Annotated in this window: 23 protein-coding genes; 12 read left to right on the forward strand and 11 right to left on the reverse strand. The window is 41.1% G+C overall.

Going from position 1 to position 16,721, the window contains the following annotated elements:
- The first annotated feature begins 467 nt into the window (after nt 1–467).
- From EV695_RS08790 to EV695_RS08815, 6 genes are all read left to right on the forward strand, one after another.
- Nucleotides 468–908, forward strand: coding sequence for a PACE efflux transporter (locus EV695_RS08790; RefSeq protein WP_131905561.1), 441 nt, complete (start codon nt 468–470; stop codon nt 906–908).
- Nucleotides 909–1,009: 101 nt separating this feature from the next.
- Entirely contained in the window at nt 1,010–1,381 is a 372-nt protein-coding gene (locus EV695_RS08795) for a VOC family protein (RefSeq protein WP_131905562.1), read from the forward strand.
- Nucleotides 1,382–1,567: 186 nt separating this feature from the next.
- Nucleotides 1,568–1,837, forward strand: coding sequence for an Lrp/AsnC family transcriptional regulator (locus EV695_RS08800; RefSeq protein WP_131905563.1), 270 nt, complete (start codon nt 1,568–1,570; stop codon nt 1,835–1,837).
- Between the two features lie 56 nt (nt 1,838–1,893).
- Nucleotides 1,894–2,541 carry a hypothetical protein gene (locus tag EV695_RS08805; protein ID WP_131905564.1) on the forward strand — a complete coding sequence of 216 codons (648 nt, stop codon included), beginning with the start codon at nt 1,894–1,896 and terminating at the stop codon, nt 2,539–2,541.
- 38 nt (nt 2,542–2,579) lie between these two features.
- Nucleotides 2,580–2,927 (forward strand): hypothetical protein, encoded by a 348-nt coding sequence (locus tag EV695_RS08810; RefSeq protein ID WP_131905565.1) that lies wholly within the window; start codon nt 2,580–2,582, stop codon nt 2,925–2,927.
- A gap of 1 nt (nt 2,928) precedes the next feature.
- A complete protein-coding gene (locus EV695_RS08815; RefSeq protein ID WP_131905566.1) occupies nt 2,929–3,267 on the forward strand; it encodes an Imm51 family immunity protein in 339 nt (112 codons plus the stop codon).
- A gap of 137 nt (nt 3,268–3,404) precedes the next feature.
- Here EV695_RS08815 and EV695_RS08820 read toward each other — a convergent pair whose 3' ends face one another.
- Genes EV695_RS08820 through EV695_RS08835 form a run of 4 tightly spaced genes read right to left on the reverse strand, consistent with a single transcriptional unit; the run spans nt 3,405 to nt 5,498 of the window.
- Nucleotides 3,405–4,475 carry an AI-2E family transporter gene (locus EV695_RS08820; RefSeq protein ID WP_131905567.1) on the reverse strand — a complete coding sequence of 357 codons (1,071 nt, stop codon included), beginning with the start codon at nt 4,473–4,475 and terminating at the stop codon, nt 3,405–3,407.
- 29 nt (nt 4,476–4,504) lie between these two features.
- Nucleotides 4,505–4,882: a hypothetical protein gene (locus EV695_RS08825; RefSeq protein ID WP_131905568.1), complete on the reverse strand. Its 378-nt coding sequence runs from the start codon at nt 4,880–4,882 to the stop codon at nt 4,505–4,507.
- Complete coding sequence (locus EV695_RS08830) at nt 4,849–5,130, reverse strand: hypothetical protein (RefSeq protein WP_131905569.1); 282 nt, start codon at nt 5,128–5,130, stop codon at nt 4,849–4,851. Before EV695_RS08830 ends, EV695_RS08825 begins: the two co-directional genes overlap by 34 nt.
- A 53-nt stretch (nt 5,131–5,183) precedes the next feature.
- Complete coding sequence (locus tag EV695_RS08835) at nt 5,184–5,498, reverse strand: ElaB/YgaM/YqjD family protein (RefSeq protein ID WP_131905570.1); 315 nt, start codon at nt 5,496–5,498, stop codon at nt 5,184–5,186.
- A gap of 257 nt (nt 5,499–5,755) precedes the next feature.
- Between EV695_RS08835 and EV695_RS08840 the strand changes: the two genes are divergently transcribed.
- Complete coding sequence (locus EV695_RS08840) at nt 5,756–6,490, forward strand: hypothetical protein (protein WP_131905571.1); 735 nt, start codon at nt 5,756–5,758, stop codon at nt 6,488–6,490.
- Nucleotides 6,491–6,577: 87 nt separating this feature from the next.
- Here the strand turns inward: EV695_RS08840 and EV695_RS08845 are convergent, their stop codons facing one another.
- Complete coding sequence (locus EV695_RS08845; RefSeq protein ID WP_131905572.1) at nt 6,578–8,044, reverse strand: DASS family sodium-coupled anion symporter; 1,467 nt, start codon at nt 8,042–8,044, stop codon at nt 6,578–6,580.
- A gap of 508 nt (nt 8,045–8,552) precedes the next feature.
- On the opposite strand from EV695_RS08845, the gene EV695_RS08850 reads away from it, so the two are divergent.
- From EV695_RS08850 to EV695_RS08865, 5 genes are all read left to right on the forward strand, one after another.
- Complete coding sequence (locus EV695_RS08850) at nt 8,553–9,035, forward strand: GNAT family N-acetyltransferase (protein ID WP_131905573.1); 483 nt, start codon at nt 8,553–8,555, stop codon at nt 9,033–9,035.
- Between the two features lie 64 nt (nt 9,036–9,099).
- Complete coding sequence (locus EV695_RS08855) at nt 9,100–10,122, forward strand: 2-hydroxyacid dehydrogenase (protein ID WP_131905574.1); 1,023 nt, start codon at nt 9,100–9,102, stop codon at nt 10,120–10,122.
- 205 nt (nt 10,123–10,327) lie between these two features.
- Complete coding sequence (locus EV695_RS08860) at nt 10,328–10,774, forward strand: T6SS immunity protein Tdi1 domain-containing protein (RefSeq protein WP_207907023.1); 447 nt, start codon at nt 10,328–10,330, stop codon at nt 10,772–10,774.
- An 84-nt stretch (nt 10,775–10,858) separates the two neighbouring features.
- The gene (locus EV695_RS20155) at nt 10,859–11,029 is read left to right on the forward strand and encodes a hypothetical protein (protein ID WP_165874661.1); all 171 of its coding nucleotides are present in this window, start codon (nt 10,859–10,861) and stop codon (nt 11,027–11,029) included.
- Between the two features lie 24 nt (nt 11,030–11,053).
- Nucleotides 11,054–11,365, forward strand: coding sequence for a protease inhibitor I42 family protein (locus EV695_RS08865; protein ID WP_341539031.1), 312 nt, complete (start codon nt 11,054–11,056; stop codon nt 11,363–11,365).
- Between the two features lie 18 nt (nt 11,366–11,383).
- Here the strand turns inward: EV695_RS08865 and kdsB are convergent, their stop codons facing one another.
- The 6 genes from kdsB to EV695_RS08895 form a co-directional block, all read right to left on the reverse strand.
- A complete protein-coding gene (kdsB, locus tag EV695_RS08870) occupies nt 11,384–12,142 on the reverse strand; it encodes a 3-deoxy-manno-octulosonate cytidylyltransferase (protein WP_131905576.1) in 759 nt (252 codons plus the stop codon).
- 14 nt (nt 12,143–12,156) lie between these two features.
- Nucleotides 12,157–12,342, reverse strand: coding sequence for a Trm112 family protein (locus EV695_RS08875; RefSeq protein ID WP_131905577.1), 186 nt, complete (start codon nt 12,340–12,342; stop codon nt 12,157–12,159).
- 105 nt (nt 12,343–12,447) lie between these two features.
- Nucleotides 12,448–13,509, reverse strand: a complete 1,062-nt coding sequence (gene lpxK, locus EV695_RS08880) for a tetraacyldisaccharide 4'-kinase (protein ID WP_131905578.1) — start codon at nt 13,507–13,509, stop codon at nt 12,448–12,450.
- A 30-nt stretch (nt 13,510–13,539) separates the two neighbouring features.
- Nucleotides 13,540–15,318, reverse strand: coding sequence for a lipid A export permease/ATP-binding protein MsbA (gene msbA / locus EV695_RS08885; protein WP_243651540.1), 1,779 nt, complete (start codon nt 15,316–15,318; stop codon nt 13,540–13,542).
- A gap of 210 nt (nt 15,319–15,528) precedes the next feature.
- Nucleotides 15,529–15,957 carry an ExbD/TolR family protein gene (locus tag EV695_RS08890; RefSeq protein WP_131905579.1) on the reverse strand — a complete coding sequence of 143 codons (429 nt, stop codon included), beginning with the start codon at nt 15,955–15,957 and terminating at the stop codon, nt 15,529–15,531.
- The gene (locus EV695_RS08895) at nt 15,954–16,646 is read right to left on the reverse strand and encodes a MotA/TolQ/ExbB proton channel family protein (RefSeq protein WP_131905580.1); all 693 of its coding nucleotides are present in this window, start codon (nt 16,644–16,646) and stop codon (nt 15,954–15,956) included. The genes EV695_RS08890 and EV695_RS08895 overlap by 4 nt, the downstream gene beginning before the upstream one ends.
- Nucleotides 16,647–16,721 lie beyond the last annotated feature (75 nt).

The following is a 16,721-nucleotide window of genomic DNA, read 5'->3' on the forward strand; positions in this document are numbered from 1 at the left end:
AAAATATTTACTCACCCTCACCTTTTCCGCTGAACAAGGCGCTACAGATCATCTTTATATACATGTCCTGTTATGTCTGTAGATAAACAGTCATCTGACTTCTTTCTTATTATCAATAGACAAGAAAGAAAATTTTGAGTCTAAAAATATAAAATGATTAGTATAAAAAACTGCTAGCTGAAATTGAACTTTGTGAATCAAATACTGATACTGTAGTTACTTTCTTAGCTAATCAATGCGGTAAACAACGATAGAAACGAACAACCATTACACCTTGCACTAAACAGTACTTCCCCCATTTAAATAAACGCTTTATTTCCAATAATTAATTTCTGTTAGTAGCATCCAGTTACTATACTCTTATGTTTTTGAATGTGCGTATTTAGTAACCGTCAACACGCGTTTCATAGAGTAAGCACATAAGCTTCAGTTAAACCTTGCGCCAAGCGCAGTATCGGAATTCCATCATGAGCCCCAAAAAACGTCGCGTTCTGCAAGCTATCTTGTATGAAGTCTTTGCTATTGCCTTTGTTGGCCCGATTCTGAGTCTCATTTTCGATAAATCCCCGGCTTCAACCTTTGGTCTCGCCTTTGTTTTATCCAGCGTTGCACTTGCCTGGAACTATGTATTCAATGCATTATTTGAGCGCTGGGAGTCTCGTCAAACGGTTAAAGGGCGATCATTTATGAGACGTTTGATTCATGGTACTGGCTTCGAAGGTGGTCTGGTTATTATGCTGGTTCCGGTTATGGCTTATTGGTTGGATATTTCAGCGCTCAGTGCGTTTGTGGCGAACCTTGGTTTATTCGTGTTCTTCTTTATCTATGCCATTGTTTTCACCTGGGCTTTCGATCGCGTTTTTGGACTGCCTGCATCTGCAGAAAAGCATGGTGACACTAAGCTTTAAATCCATAATTGGGTTTTATTGTTATATTGGCACCCCCCTACCTTGAGGCGTTTTTTTGGTAGACTCAGTTAACCCTGAAATAAAACCAAAGGAGCACCACAATGAGTCATACCACGGTCAACTGCATTACGCCTTTTCTGCCTGCTAAAGACTTTGATTTATCGTTGCGTTTTTATAAAGATCTGGGTTTTATTGAAGTCGCTAAGATTGATAATGCAGTAAGGCTAGAGATGAACGGTAATAGCTTCTGGCTTCAGGATTATTATATTGAAGAATGGGCGAATAACACCATGCTGTGCCTTTATCTGGATGATTTAGCTGCTTGGTGGAAAGACGTGAAAGCGATAAATATTGCGGAAAACTACGAGGGCAAAGCCAAGGTCTTTGCAGAACCACATGGACAGGAAGGCGGTCAAATGATGCAGATTGGCGACCCTGCTGGCGTGTTGTGGCATATCAGGGAAGGCAACTAGGTTTTTAAATCAGGTTTTTAAATCAGGTTTTTACAACGCATTTTCAAACCAAGCCATAGGACATAAAGTCACAGCAAAAACACTTTATGCTGGACTCATAAACGCTCAGCTTTTAGCATTAGCTTCTATCTCACACATTCAATATAAATGAGTTTTCAAATTTAGAAATATTATAAGGACATCGATATGGTTACCTCTATCATTCTATTAAAAGTAAAAAGAAAAAAAGTAAACGAAGTGGCTGAGCAGTTGGCAGATATTCCGGGCGTTTCTGAAGTGTATTCTGTAACCGGTAAGTATGATCTTGTGGTGATGATTCGCGTAAAAACCAATGACGATCTTGCGGAGCTTGTAACAGGCAATCTTGTGAACGTGGATGGAGTTAAAAAGACCGATACCATGCTGTCGTTTAAAGCCTTCTCAAAGCATGATCTGGATTCTATGTTCTCTATGTAAACCAACCCGACTTAGTGAACCTAGTGAAGAACTTAGTGAAGGACTTATTTAAGAGCATGGCGAAGCATATAGCAGTACTCATAGCCTTCTTGTTGTTTAGCCCTGGTCTGTTTGCGACACCCACATCCGCGACAGTAACAGCAGCAGACTTGCTCACCATTGGCTTTAAACATGCTGGAGGCATTGATTATTCTACAAAGTGTCTTCTGGAAAATGTATCAAAAGCATTCCCTGGTTTTATCGTAGAACCCGCTGTTTTTGATGATACCTACAGAAAGGATGCGAAAGGTTTTCATGTGCGCTTAGCGTCGAATCCTGACCCTGTATTTTCACTTAGTTGTGTTGATGTGGATGAAGGCAAAGAATCTGGTTCTACCTACGCTGGGGCAGAGAATAAATCCGGCGAATATGTTTTTTTAGTGCGCACGCGTAATAGTTTGGTTAAAGGGCCTGCTAACGCCATCGTGGGTAAAACAACCTTTGCTGAAATGAGAGATGTCCCCTGGGGTACAGGGGTTGATAGAGGCTGTTCCTTTGGTCAAAATGGAATGAAGAACACCATGGTTTGTTTAGGTGGAAATTTCAGAGCGTTATTCGTGTCACCCGATGATTATAAGAAACCACTAAGACGCGCTCGACCAAAAATCATCGATAAAGCCGTTTTGTCTGAGCTGACGTATTGGCCAGATTTTAAAGATAACTAAATAACGAGCGTTGCCAACACGAAAGGATCTAGAATTCTATGGATTACATTAAAGGAATAGCGCTTGCGATCGTCTTTATCGTATATACAGTAACCCCTACTTTATTATTTATCATCCTATCGGTTCAATTTAAAAAATACTTACCTACACGTAGTTTTGTGTTGTTAGTCATGTCGACATTGCTGATTACTTTTTTATCTGCGCTTAAAGTTGGCAGTTTAATCTTCCCGATGATAAACAGAAACAATATGGGTTTGATTGCAGAATATGTACAGATTTCATCAATTGCCGGGACGGTCAGTAGCTTTTTACTGTTGATTATTATCGCTATTTTGTTGTTTCAACTGAAAGGACTGATTGCCAGTAATCAAAAATCAGGCGACTGAAATGAGCAATAATTTTGATCCATGTGTCATTGAAAAATCTCCCATTAATGGAAATTTCACACTCTGGCTTTCTGAACAAGAAGGCATTGTCGAGTGGCTAGAACAAAAGCACCAACACTCTCAAGGTAATATTTGGCACGGTATAATACGTGCGTTTTATGAAACTCGAGAATTAAGCCTAAGCGATTATTACATCGAACCAGAAGGTGATGTCTTTGTCGCTTATACAAAGACAGAATCAATAGCAAATAGCATGGCTACAGTGATTTTAGAATTACTTGAGAAAAAATCACTAATGCTTGAAATGGCGGATTATGCTGAGAAACACGGTTATTTTTGATTTTTGATAGGGCTAAACCTGATTCATATTGTATTCAAATTGTTAAAGCCACCCCCCTACTTATGAGCACTTTTTTATAGTGTGCTTTTTAGATTAAAACTGATTAATCAGAATTAAGTCATTAATCAGAATTAAGCCTAAGACTCCTCGCTTTCTGCCTTGGCGTTTTGGTTTTCAATCTTCTGATCCAGAATGATTTTGATGCTGACCAGTATTGGCACCGCCATAAAGATCCCCAACACTCCCCAGATCCACCCCCAAAATAGAATAAACAGGAAAACGATCACCGGATTGACGGTTAGCATTTTGCCAACAAAAAACGGTTGAATAAATTGACCTTCCAGCAAGTTCAAACCTAATAAAGCCAAGGGCGGCATGAGAATATTAAACGGCGTATTGAAGGTCGATAAAGACACAACCGCGACGATGCTGATGTTAATCAGCGGGCCAACGTAGGGAATATAATTAAGTAAAGCAGCACTCGCGCCCCACACCAATGGATTTGGCATACCTAGCCACCACATCACAGCAGCGACGATTAAACCGAGGACAATATTGATCGCGGTAATTAAGAATAAATAACGACTGATGGTTTGTTGTGTATCGCTGATGGCTTTGATGATATTGGTTTCATACTCCAGCCGCTTCCAGTAACGTCCCAGTTGCCTGACCAGGGAATGGCCGAACGCCAGTATAAAAAACAGTAACACGATGAAAATCAGGAAGCCCCCAATAAACGATTGGGTGCTATCCAGCATCTTGGCAACAATACCTGGTTTTGTTTGTACCGTTTGCCCTGAACTTGAATCACCCGTTGCCATTTCGGTTAAGTCATCTATTTTTTTCGTGGCTTCTTTGACGTTATCGACAGAGCTTTTAAACACTTTTAAACGTCTATCTATATTGCGTATTTCTTTGGGTAATTTTTCCAGCCATTCACCTGCAGGAGTAGACAGACTATTAAACGAAAGTACGATTAGCGAGGATGATATCAACAACACCAGAAAACTCGCCATAGCGCGCGGAATACGAAGTTTCATTAAAAACAGTACAACGGGTGTCAGCATAAAGGAGATTAAAATCGCCAGAAACACGGGGATTAACAGGCTTTGACCGACGTGCAAGACAAACAAAACACCGATAATAAAAAGCCCCCAGAGAGGGATTTTTATCGATTCTGATAGTGCTTTGAAGTCTTTCGTTTGCATGCGTATTACAACCCGTTATTTTTAATGGCTTACAATTGGATTAAAGACTTAGCGACCAGAGATGTAACTTTAGAGGTTGCCAGTGCAGATGTTTTTTCAGCGCCTGCAAGCAAGCCTGCAAAAAATGAAATACCAACGCTTTGTATTGGATTCTCTTTTACTGGTGCTAAATAATCGATAGTAGCTGCATTATGGCGTAGTTGTTGTTTCGCTTCAGCAACTGAAAGCGGTGTTTTGGTGCTTAATGTTTTTTGTGACGATTCGCCATCTGTTGACGTGTTTGGAGAAGATTTGTAGTGAATTGATGCATTTTGAGTGGCTACATCAATCGTTGAAGAAAGATCAGACTTTGAAATATCTAACTTTGTACTATCTATGCCTGTTGATTTAGACGATACGCTAGCCATACTAATCCTCCTATAAACAATAAACAAACCAGACTGGTAACCAGGTACGCTACAGCAGGAACCGAAACCATCAATGATGCGTGATATACAGACGCAAGCAACAGGCATATAGCGATGAGTGACATAATCGCCACAACCAGTATCATAAAAGCGATACTGGTTGTTTTGATGATTTTTTGTCGAAGCAAACGTCCTTCCGCTTCAGCCAGTTCAAATAGACTTATGGTGGTTTCGGTTAGTGCTTTCATGGAGTTAACCTGCTAGTTACGTTAGTTGCTTGTAATAAAATATTAAGTAAAGATTATTTATTTGAAGACACTTTCGACAATACATAACCCACACCAAATGCAACCAGAATGCTCGCAACCGGATTTTGCTTAATGCGGCCACTCACGGCTTCAACGCCCTCTGTGCCTTTCTCATACACTTCTTTCAAACCTTCTTCAGTCGTGTTTTGCAGACCTTCGAGCTTGCTTGCCATTTCGCTTTTAATATCGTCCTTTTTCTCTGAACCCTTCGCTTTTAACAATTCAACAAGATCGTTGTATTTATCCTGAAGTTCTTTTAACTCTTCGTTGATCTCTTTATTGCTAATTGCTTTTTTAGTCGCAGCCATGACTTACTCCTGTTATTAATGATTGAATGAAATTTTGATTAGGCTGACCGTTTAAGTAATCAGCAGAATCTAATTTACAGAAAACAGGAGCGGAATGAACTCGGACAAATCCACAAATGATGTAAGGCTTGTCTTACATTGAGTGATTCTTAGGTGATTTCGTTATAACATTTAGAATAAGTCACCCCCCTACTTTCAGGCACTTTTTATCTAGATGTTAGCTTTGAAGTATTGCTGATTAAACAATTGGACTATTTATGATCTTAAGAATTTTAATTGCACTGATAATCAGCATTGTCGCTTATGTGACTTATTACAATAACGCGATCAGTACCGATTACAACGAAGACATCGCTTGCTTTGATCTCAATGACAGCCACATCAACACATTAAGAAATAGCGCCGTGACTTTTGATACTACGGAAGGTGGCGCGCCGATGCTGTCGTTTGAACTAAAGGATCTGCTCTTTCCGGGGAAGATCAGCGCGAATGAGTCTCTTGATACCACTAACAGAGCCATCATCAAGGGCATTGCTTTTCAAATTTTCCTTAATGCTGCGACCTTAAAGTCAGGAAACTATTCTTTCACCAATCCTTTATTTGATGATGATAATCACAATAGCAGGATTTCATCGATTCCCAAGCTATTAGAGCTGTATGACAACAAAACAATAGGGTTTTATTTTAACGAGAATCACGCCACGCTTTTAAAGTCGAGTAAGGCGAGCTTCTCCTACGGTGTTATCGGAATAAACGCGAAAAGACCGTTCGGTGATTCGACCGCGTTTGAATACGATATCGCTGATATTGTCGGTGAAAAATACCCTGTGAATAACGACAACACAGGAAATATGTCAGCGGAGATGCTGGATAGAATAATGCGTCTGTATTACGAACTGGTCCCTGCGTTACAGGTATTACTGATCAATGGAGAGATTGAAACGGGTAAGTATTGTAGAGAGAACTCTAACTCTGAATGGATAAAATTCTGATCAAAACAAGAGGTATCATCTTTAAAAATAAAAATGACACCCCCCTACTTATGGGCACTTTTTAGTAGAAGCTAATCATTTAAGAATCTACCAGTAGCCAAGAAGTTTCCACCAAAGGCCGCCAACGACTCCCCATATAATCAAGTTAACAACACTCATAATCAGCCCCATGACCCACCAATTTTCCATTGAGACATAACCTGAACCAAATATGATGGGTGAAGTACCTGTCGCGTAATGCGTCAAAGACATCATTAATGAAGATGCGCCTGCAAGCAATAAGCCCAAGTACAACGGTGGCGCGCCTAGCGCTAAACCAGCCACATAAAACGCAGCGAACATCGCAGTAATATGCGCAGTGGTACTGGCGAAGAAGTAATGAGCATAGAAATAAATCACAACCAGGATAATGGTAGAGGCTATCCAGTCAAAACCAAGTTCTTTGATATTGCTTTCAACCACGGTAGAAAACCATGCAACCAAGCCTAATTTGTTGAGGAATGTCGCCATCATCACTAACGCAGAGAACCAGATTACCGTATCCCACGCTTGTTTTTCTTTCAGCACATCTTCCCAGCTTAAAACACCGGTAATCAATAACACAGATAATCCCAGAAAGGCCACTGCGGTGGTATTCACTTTATAATCTGGGCCTAATATCATCGCGGGAACACCCGCCCACAGAATCAGTAAAAGGGCAAACACGCTGATCATGATTTTCTCACCGTAAGACATGACACCCATTTCGGTTAATTTAGACTTTGCGTAGGTTCTGGCGTCTGGGGTGCTTTTGATTTCTGGCGGATACACCGCATAAACAATCAGCGGGACTAAGGCAATACAGACTAAACCCGGCAACAATGCAGCCAGTGCCCATGTTCCCCAGGTGATACTGATATCCGCACCTGTTGCATCTGCAATCAGTTTCACAATTAACGGATTGGGCGCTGTTGCGGTGATAAACATCGCTGATGTAATCGGGTTTATATGGTAATTCACTAACGCCAGATAGTGACCAATTTTTCGTGAAGTTCCCTCTTCTGGCGAAGACCCGAAACTGGTCGCAATGGATTTCATAATGGGATGAATAATTCCACCACCACGCGCAGTATTACTGGGCGTAACGGGTGCGATAATTAATTCGGACAATGCCAAGGCATAACCGATGCCAATCGTCTTGCGGCCAAATAAGGAGATGAAGTAATAGCCGATGCGATTCCCCAGACCTGTTTTAGCCAAACCACGAGAGATGATAATCGCAATACCGATCAACCAGATCAATGAGTTAGAAAAGCCACTTAATGCATCTTTGATCGCGCCAGATGGATTGTCATTGGTGACGCCGGTTATCGCAACCAGAGTAATGGCTAAAATGGCAATTGCGCCAATCGGCATAACCTTGCCAATAATCGCCACGATAGTGCCGACAAACAATGCGAGTAAATGCCAGGCATTGTCAGAGACATTTTCTGGAGCAGGAACAACAAACCAAAGCAGTAGAATTATTGCGAGAGAAATCAATCCTGGAATAATTCGAAGATCAGTACTTTTCATGTGAGTACCCTTTTTTATAGGAATTTTTGTTCTTCGAAAACCGAAGAATTTCTAAGCGAATCTTACCCCACTTAAATAGGTGATCTCAGTGTCATTAGTTGATGAATATCATGTATTTGCGATTAAAAAGACATTGGCTGATGAAGCGCGGGTTTCAGTGATAATTACGGTTTTAAATTAATGATTAATTCACTCAATACGCTTAAGCCACCCCCCTACTTATAAGCACTTTTTTAAGTCGACTTTTTTTAGGGCGGCTTTATTTTGAGCTACTTTATTTAGAATTTAGAAAGCTACTATTACTTGATGCTGTGCTTTATGAATAATTCTCTTCTACTCGGTAAGAATTGTTCACTACAGATACACTGCAAAAATATTGTACATTCACCCTATCAATCGATGCCTTGTTAAAGTTTACATAGAGAGGCTAGTTCTTTCTTGATAGCTTCTTTCTTGATAGGTTTTTTCTTGATAGGCTGATGCATCATAAAAACATTCGGAGAAGTACATGTCGGCTATTGAAATTCGTGACGCAAGCATTGAGGATTCTGCATTGATACTGAGGTTTGTCACCGAACTCGCTATCTATGAAAAAGCAGAGCATGAAGTGATTGCCACACAGGATGATATTGAGGAATCTTTATTCGGTCCGGAAACAAAAACCAAAGCGGTTATCTGCCAGTTAAATGGCGAAGCTGTTGGTTTTGCCGTCTACTTTTTTAATTATTCTACCTGGCTGGGTAAACACGGTTTGTATCTGGAAGATTTATACGTCTCTCCTGAAGCCAGAGGTTCAGGTGCGGGTAAGGCATTACTGAAGCACCTTGCAAAAATTGCGGTTTCTAAAAACTGCGAACGCGTTGAGTGGAGCGTACTCGACTGGAATGAGCCTGCCATTCAATTCTATCAATCGATTGGCGCACAGCCAAAAGATGAGTGGATTGGTTATCGATTGTCTGGCAAAACGCTGGAAGAGTTTGCTAACGGTTAAGTATGGCGCGTTAAGCCTTTGGTGATAGCGAATAGAGTTACAAACTAACAATAAGGAATCAATCATGACTAAAAAAATAGCTTTCTTCGATACCAAACCCTACGACAAGAAATCGTTCGACGAGGCAAATAAAGACTTCGGATTTGATATTACCTATTTTGATGCGCATCTGAATGCTCACACGGCACCGTTAAGCGCAGAACATGATGCGGTGTGTGCCTTTGTTAATGACGTTATTGATAGTGATGTCATCGAAACTATCGCCAATAATAAAATACAGATACTGGGAATGCGTTGTGCAGGCTATAACAACGTCGATTTTAAAGCGGCATACGAAAAACTGCATGTGGTTCGCGTGCCTGCCTATTCTCCCTATGCGGTGGCTGAACACACTACAGCGCTAATTTTGTCGCTAAACCGCAAAACCTATAAAGCGTATCACCGCACTCGCGATGGTAATTTTTCTATCAACGGCCTACTTGGTTTTGATATGCACGGCAAAACAGCGGGAATTATCGGTTTGGGTCAAATCGGAAAATGTCTGGTATCGATATTAAAAGGCTTCGGCATGCAGGTGCTAGCGTATGATCTGTATCCCGATGAAGCTTACGCAAAAGAAGTGGGCATTGAATATGCCTCTTTAGAAGAAATCTATAAACGCTCCGATATTATCTCGCTGCATTGTCCCTTATCTAAAGAAACGGAACACATGATAGACGCGGATGCGATCGACATCATGAAAGACAATGTGATGATCATCAACACCAGTCGCGGTAAGCTCATCGACACTGAGGCGTTAGTCAGAGGTCTTAAAGCAGGGAAAATTGGTGCCGCGGGTCTTGATGTTTATGAAGAAGAAAACGAATACTTCTTTGAAGACAAATCACTGGATTTGATTAAAGACGACACCCTAGCCCGATTGCTGACTTTTCCTAATGTATTGATCACTTCTCATCAGGCGTTTTTCACCAAAGAAGCGCTGCATAATATTGCCCAAATAACCTTGAACAACTTTAAACAATTCTTTGAAAATGGCGATTTAAACAATGAGGTTTGTTACGACCACGAAACGATCAAAGAAAAATAACCAGAAGCGAATGAATAGCCGACAAATTTTGATAAGCCAAACATCTGGTAATAATCTACATTTAAAATAAAGTAAAATTCTTGATTCTGTTATTCGTAAATTTCAGTATTATCTGCGCCAGTACAGCACATTTTAAACAACACTTTGGGTTGGAATTAAACAATTCGATACCCAATAATTATTAGATCACTGTTAGGAAAGCAACATGCAAACGATAAATATACTCGAAGAAGTTAAACAGGCATGGGGCTGGGTCGGCATTGATCCCATAGAGCTCGTCACCGAAAATGAATTTGGTAATTTAATCATCAAGGACGCGAAAGATCAGTTCTGGAGATTATGCCCTGAAGATGTGTACTGCGAAATCGTGGCAAATTCAATCGCAGCTTATAATGAGCTCATTCAAGACGAAGAGTTTCTGGATGACTGGTTCATGACCACAATGGTCGAAGAAGCCAAAAAATCACTTGGGGAATTAAAACCTGATCGTAAATATCATCTGGTGATTCCTGGAGTACTGGGTGGTGAATACACGGGTAAAAATATCAAAACAGTACCCTTTATTGAATTAATCCGCTTTTCTGGTGACCTGGGAAAGCAAATAAAAGACTTACCCGATGGTGCAGAAATCGAATTGAAAACCACGCCGTAAGTCATTAGAACAAACGTAGCTTTGGATTGTTTAATATGACAATCAACTCAACATAATCAAATATAAAAGCGGACAAATAATAATATGACTAAAAAAGTAGTAAAGTTTGAATACGAGAAAGAAACCAAAAACAGCATTCGTTACAAAGAGGTTCCTGAAGAAGGAACGCCTCCTATAGTGGGTTCTTTATATGTTCAGAAGTGGTTTGCTGGTAGTAGTAAAAATATTGAAATCACCATCGATAAAAAAGACTAAGTCTGGCAATTTGCCTTGAAAGCAATGCTTGAACTCAACCTGCAAGAAACAAACCAGATATTCCTTGGTGAAAGAGTAACGATTACGTTAAAAGAACATGGTTCTGTGGGCATTAAATCTAAAGCGATCACTAATGACGAATCTATCATTAGTTATGTAACGTCTAATTTTGAATATTCTAATGCTACGATTCCCATGCAACCCGGCGGTGACGGCGGGCATAGAACCTATGTATTTAAAGCAAATAAATCAGGGAACACCACGATTACAACACAACGAATTTTTCGTGGCAGATTAGAGCATGAGCACAATATAGACATTATTGTGACTGCCTAAACTGATGTTTCTAGCTCTTTATTGAGCTAATAAAATTTTCTCAACCGCTTTTAAATCGTCTTCGGTATCTACCCCATGTCCTGGCACTTGCTCAGCCACTTCGACATGAATACGAGCACCATGCCACATGGCACGTAACTGTTCTAATTTTTCCAGATTTTCTATCTGACAAGGTTCCATAGAGGCAAAGCTTTTGAGATAGCTGGCGCGATAGGCATAAATGCCGATATGACGTTGCGCAAACTGGCTGATTTCTATGCCAGCATCGCGCTGCATCGGGATGGGCGAACGACTAAAATATAAAGCCAAACCTTGCTTATCTGTGACGACTTTAACGACATTAGGGTCATTGTATTCGGCTTCTGTATGAATCGGCGTAGACAGCGTTGCAATGGCTGATTCAGTATTGTTTGAGAGATTCGTCGCAACCTGCTTGAGACTGGTAATTGGCGTGAGTGGCTCGTCGCCTTGCAGATTTACCACGATAGTATCATCAGCCCATTGTTTCAGCGCAACCACTTCCGCCAAACGATCACTGCCTGTTTCGTGATCTTTTGATGTCATGCACACTTCTGCACCAAAACTTTCGCAAGCGTCTTTGATGCGCTCGTCATCCGTTGCGACGATAATCGCTTCAAATCCAACTTCGGCAGCAGCCTCTTGCGCACGTTCGTAAACGTGTTGAATCATCGGCTTACCAGCTAAATCTCGAAGTGGCTTGCCGGGAAGACGAGTAGACGCATAACGCGCTGGAATTACTAAAACTTTGGCTGTCATTGGCTTTTGCTTCCTTATTTCCTTTCGACTTCTTCAGCGGTTAGCGCACGTGCTTCTTCTTCCAGCATCACGGGAATTCCATCTTTAATCGGATAGGCCAGTCGCGCCGATCGTGAGATTAACTCGTTATTTTTCTTATCGTAAATCAGCGGACCTTTAGTCACTGGGCAAACGAGTATATCGAGTAATTTTTTATCCATTAGATTGTTCCATTTATTTAACTTAAATCAAAAGCCACCTCCCTACTTTGGAGGCTTTTTTTGAGTTTCATATATTTTGTAAACACTTGACCGATAATAAAGCCCTTAGCTATTAACAAAACCTTTAGCCGACAAAAGCCCAAGTAACCTATCATCAAAATCTTGAGGCAATACCGCACTAATCGGTAGGTACCAATAATGCGTTTGATCACCTACTAGATTTTTGCATTTTACCGCATCTTTCTCGGTCATTATAACCTTGGAATCATCAGCAAATAATAGATCATTTTTGGTAAATGCATGATGATCCGGAAAGCTATGCTGATTTACCACTAAACCTGCATTTTCGACTGTAGAGTAAAAACGCTGTGGATTACCAATGCCAGTCACGGCTTCTACTTTTAGCTGCGAAAACTCAGTTAAAGGTCGCTGTTCTGCAGTGGCTAGATTAACCAGTGTATTACCTGATAATGACATCGTATAGGCTTGATTTAAAATTATATTCTGCGTTTTATTTTCGCCGTTTAACACCAGTAAATCACAGTTATCTAAGCGACTGAGCTTCTCCCTTAAAGGACCTGCCGGAATGCAATATTCGTTTCCAAAACCACGTTCACCATCAACCACAGCGATTTGGATATCGCGCGGCATTTTGTAATGTTGCATACCGTCATCAGAAACAATGACATCACAATCTGAGTCTGCCTGTATACGCTGAATAGATTCCAGTCGATTGACACCTGCATAAACAGGAACTGATGTACGCGTTGCCATTAACACCGCCTCATCACCAACTAGTTCTGCATCGCTATCAGCTGTTACCTTTTGTGGCCAGCTCTGTGCTTTGCCGCCATAACCGCGGGTAATGATCGCGGGTTTGTAACCAGCTTCTTTTAATAGCTGGACGATATGCACTGTGACGGGGGTTTTGCCAGTGCCGCCAACGGTGATATTGCCGACGACAATAATCGGCAGTTTGATATCTGATGGATTCTGCTCAAGCGTTTTGAGCTGTTTTTTTCTTTGATAGGCATTGGCGGCGCAATACAAAGCGCTTAATGGCATCAACAAAAACCGACCTTTGCCATTTTTGTACCAAACACGTTCTAACCATTGTTGTAATTTAGTGGTTTGGTTTTGTCTTGTGTCTGGGCTTTGCTGTGACATTGCTATACGTTTGTAAAATTCGTAATGCGTTTATTTCAAAAACTGCAGCTGATGCAAATTCGCGTAAGCACCCTTTTTCGCCAATAATTCATCATGCGTGCCCGTTTCGATGATTCTGCCTGATTCCATCATCATAATTTTATCGGCTTTTTCGATGGTCGATAAACGATGTGCAATCATAAAGGTAGTGCGATTTTCTAACAGCGTTTCTAATGCCGCCTGAATATGACGCTCTGATTTAGTGTCTAAGGCTGAAGTTGCTTCATCGAGAATCAGTATCGGCGCATCGGATAAAATCGCTCTGGCAATCGCTACACGCTGTTTTTGACCGCCTGATAGCAAGGTGCCGTTTTCGCCTACTTCGGTGTCAAATCCAAGTGGCAGTTTTTCGATAAACTCTAATGCAAACGCTGCTTCTGCTGCCGCTCTGATTTGCTCATCGCTAGCGGTTCTCATGTGGCCATAGGCAATGTTATTGCGAATGGTATCGTTGAACATGGTGACGTCCTGCCCCACATACGCAAATTGGCTACGAAGATTTCTTAACTTGAAATCACTCAGCGCATGACCGTCTAAAGTGATCTTGCCTTGTTCTTCTTCAGGGAGGTCATAGAATCGTGGCAGTAAATTAACCAAGGTTGTTTTGCCGCTACCAGATTGGCCCACCAGCGCAATTTTATCACCAGGGTTTACTGAGAACGTAATGTCCTTTAGGACCTGTTCAGAACCTTCGTTATACGAAAAATTTACGTGGCTGAATTCAAAATTACCTTCTGTTTTCTCTACATCCAAAGTACCTGAATCTTTCTCTGTGGTTTCATCAAGCAACGAGAAAATACTTTCGCCCGCTGCAATACCACCCTGTAATATCGCATTTACTTGCGTCAGTCTTTTAACAGGATCAAACAGTGCGATCATTGCTGACAGGAATGCCATAAAGCGTCCCGGTGTAAATGACTCCAATAGATCCCCGTGAGTCGCTGTATAAAGTACAACTGCAAGCGCGATCGCCATAATAAATTGCACGATAGGCATGCTGGTTTTTTCAGTGACGATACGCTTCATGTATGAGCGATGATTACGCTCATTGACGGTTTCAAAACGTTTTGATTCGTATTCCTGCCCATCGTAAATGCGTATTTCACGATTCGCATTAATCACTTCATGACCGATTTGCGTGACTTCACTCACCTGCTCCTGAATTTGACCACTCAATCGTCTAAAACGCTTGGAGATATAAGCGATCAAAGCAGCAATGATTGGGCCAACAAAAAAGATGATTAAGGTTAGCTTCCAACTGTAATAGAGCATTACACCGATGGAGCCAATCACCACGACAGTATCCTGAACCAGTGTTGTTAAACCTTTGGTTGCAGCAATAGAGACTTGCTCAACATGATAGATAAGTCGTGTAACTAATTGACCTGAATTGTTTTTATCGTAAAAAGAAACGGGTAAACGCAGCAATCTTGAAAATAATTCGGATCGGATTTCTTTAACCACCGAACGTCCTATCCACTCCATCGAGTAGCTGGACATGAAACCAGAAATACCACGCAGTAGAAATATCAGGAGCAATGCAAACGGTGCCCATTCGATAATTTCAGGATCTTTATCCATGAAGGTTCCATCTAACAGCGGTTGCATATACACCGCAAATAATGGAATGGTTAAACCACCGATGATCAATCCTACGATGGCTACAATCAAATATTTCCAGTGTTTTACCGCATAAATAGCAAGGCGCTTATAGATGGCATAACCGCTTTCTTCTGGGCTTAGTGGAGTTAATATGGATGTTTTAGACAAAGTACACCTAGAGGCTTAATAACAGCGTGGACTTTAACGCAGAATAGCTACTTGAACAATCTATAGCTGTTGTTAGTTATTGTTAAATGTTGTTTGATTTCAACTAGCCACAAACAATTACACCCCCCTACTTATAAGCACTTTTTTCGGGAAAGTGCCTGTAAGTAGGGGGGTGTATTTGTTTCTATTGAATAATCAGTAAACGGTAAATTATTTTTTTCGAGTTGATTTTGATGTTGCCATCGAGAAGTTAGTCATCCCCAGACGACCTGCAATATCCATTGCAGTCACTACAGCCTGATAATTAGTACTGGCGTCAGCGCTGATAACCAATGGCGGTGTTTGTTCGCCACGTTCATTAAGTGCTTGTGTCATCGCTCTGAAAAGCGTTTCTGGTTTATTGTTTAGCACTTCTCTACCATCAACAAAAAACTTGCCATTGCCATCAATAATGACTTCCATGGGTTGTTTTTTAGGCGACGGAACTGCATTGGTTGTAGTCGGCAGATTGATATTGATTTTTGCATCTTTATCAAAGGTTGTCGTCACCATAAAGAAGATCAGTAACAGGAACACCACATCGATTAATGGCGTTAAGTTTACCTCAACCTCATCACTCATGTTTTTGCGGAAATTCATGCTACCCTACCTGCACTAACAGCTTGTGCTGCTGGTCTTTGTCTTTTCGCTGCCGGTTTAGCTGACATATCCGTTGCACGTCTGTTAGGTATGCTGACAACTTCAAGTAGTTTAATTGCCTGTTGTTCCATTTCGATTGCGTAATCGTTTATCTTTCCGCGGAAATAACGATGAAAAATCAATGCAGGAACCGCAATAGTGATACCAAATGCTGTTGTAACCAACGCTTGTGAGATACCACCCGCCAGGTCCGCAGGATTTCCTACACCACCTTGACGAAGCATTTCGTTGAACACCACAATCATACCAACAACGGTACCAAGTAATCCCAGTAAAGGAGCGATTGCAGCAATAGTGCCCAGTGTTGTCATGTACTTATCCATTTTATGAATAGCGTGACGACCGGCTTCTTCTATATTCTCTTTCATCACATGTCTTGGCTGACCAAGGCTTTGTAAACCTGTTGCCAACACGCGACCCAGTAATGAACCATGTTCGATTTGATCAATATGACCTTGTGTCATCTTTCCTGATTTAGCAAGTTTCTGTGCTTTCTCAGCAAGACCGTCCGGAATCACTTTGTCCTTTTTAAGTGTCATGAATAGAGCGAGTATGACGGCGATAGCCACTAATGAACTCAGAACAAGAGGAATCATTAACCACCCCCCTGCTTGTACAAATGTATCCATGTTAAATATTCCCCTTAACGATTAAATTTTGTTTTTGTTAGTTTTTCTGATTTAAACACACAGGGACAATAACTG

This window comes from Cocleimonas flava (assembly GCF_004339015.1).
GTDB lineage: Bacteria > Pseudomonadota > Gammaproteobacteria > Thiotrichales > Thiotrichaceae > Cocleimonas > Cocleimonas flava.

Coding starts and splice junctions, on each gene's coding strand:
- EV695_RS08790 (WP_131905561.1), top strand. CDS start 468: ATGAGCCCCAAAAAACGTCGCGTTCTGCAAGCTATCTTGTATGAAGTC.
- EV695_RS08795 (WP_131905562.1), top strand. CDS start 1,010: ATGAGTCATACCACGGTCAACTGCATTACGCCTTTTCTGCCTGCTAAA.
- EV695_RS08800 (WP_131905563.1), top strand. CDS start 1,568: ATGGTTACCTCTATCATTCTATTAAAAGTAAAAAGAAAAAAAGTAAAC.
- EV695_RS08805 (WP_131905564.1), top strand. CDS start 1,894: ATGGCGAAGCATATAGCAGTACTCATAGCCTTCTTGTTGTTTAGCCCT.
- EV695_RS08810 (WP_131905565.1), top strand. CDS start 2,580: ATGGATTACATTAAAGGAATAGCGCTTGCGATCGTCTTTATCGTATAT.
- EV695_RS08815 (WP_131905566.1), top strand. CDS start 2,929: ATGAGCAATAATTTTGATCCATGTGTCATTGAAAAATCTCCCATTAAT.
- EV695_RS08820 (WP_131905567.1), bottom strand. CDS start 4,475: ATGCAAACGAAAGACTTCAAAGCACTATCAGAATCGATAAAAATCCCT.
- EV695_RS08825 (WP_131905568.1), bottom strand. CDS start 4,882: ATGGCTAGCGTATCGTCTAAATCAACAGGCATAGATAGTACAAAGTTA.
- EV695_RS08830 (WP_131905569.1), bottom strand. CDS start 5,130: ATGAAAGCACTAACCGAAACCACCATAAGTCTATTTGAACTGGCTGAA.
- EV695_RS08835 (WP_131905570.1), bottom strand. CDS start 5,498: ATGGCTGCGACTAAAAAAGCAATTAGCAATAAAGAGATCAACGAAGAG.
- EV695_RS08840 (WP_131905571.1), top strand. CDS start 5,756: ATGATCTTAAGAATTTTAATTGCACTGATAATCAGCATTGTCGCTTAT.
- EV695_RS08845 (WP_131905572.1), bottom strand. CDS start 8,044: ATGAAAAGTACTGATCTTCGAATTATTCCAGGATTGATTTCTCTCGCA.
- EV695_RS08850 (WP_131905573.1), top strand. CDS start 8,553: ATGTCGGCTATTGAAATTCGTGACGCAAGCATTGAGGATTCTGCATTG.
- EV695_RS08855 (WP_131905574.1), top strand. CDS start 9,100: ATGACTAAAAAAATAGCTTTCTTCGATACCAAACCCTACGACAAGAAA.
- EV695_RS08860 (WP_207907023.1), top strand. CDS start 10,328: ATGCAAACGATAAATATACTCGAAGAAGTTAAACAGGCATGGGGCTGG.
- EV695_RS20155 (WP_165874661.1), top strand. CDS start 10,859: ATGACTAAAAAAGTAGTAAAGTTTGAATACGAGAAAGAAACCAAAAAC.
- EV695_RS08865 (WP_341539031.1), top strand. CDS start 11,054: ATGCTTGAACTCAACCTGCAAGAAACAAACCAGATATTCCTTGGTGAA.
- kdsB (WP_131905576.1), bottom strand. CDS start 12,142: ATGACAGCCAAAGTTTTAGTAATTCCAGCGCGTTATGCGTCTACTCGT.
- EV695_RS08875 (WP_131905577.1), bottom strand. CDS start 12,342: ATGGATAAAAAATTACTCGATATACTCGTTTGCCCAGTGACTAAAGGT.
- lpxK (WP_131905578.1), bottom strand. CDS start 13,509: ATGTCACAGCAAAGCCCAGACACAAGACAAAACCAAACCACTAAATTA.
- EV695_RS08890 (WP_131905579.1), bottom strand. CDS start 15,957: ATGAATTTCCGCAAAAACATGAGTGATGAGGTTGAGGTAAACTTAACG.
- EV695_RS08895 (WP_131905580.1), bottom strand. CDS start 16,646: ATGGATACATTTGTACAAGCAGGGGGGTGGTTAATGATTCCTCTTGTT.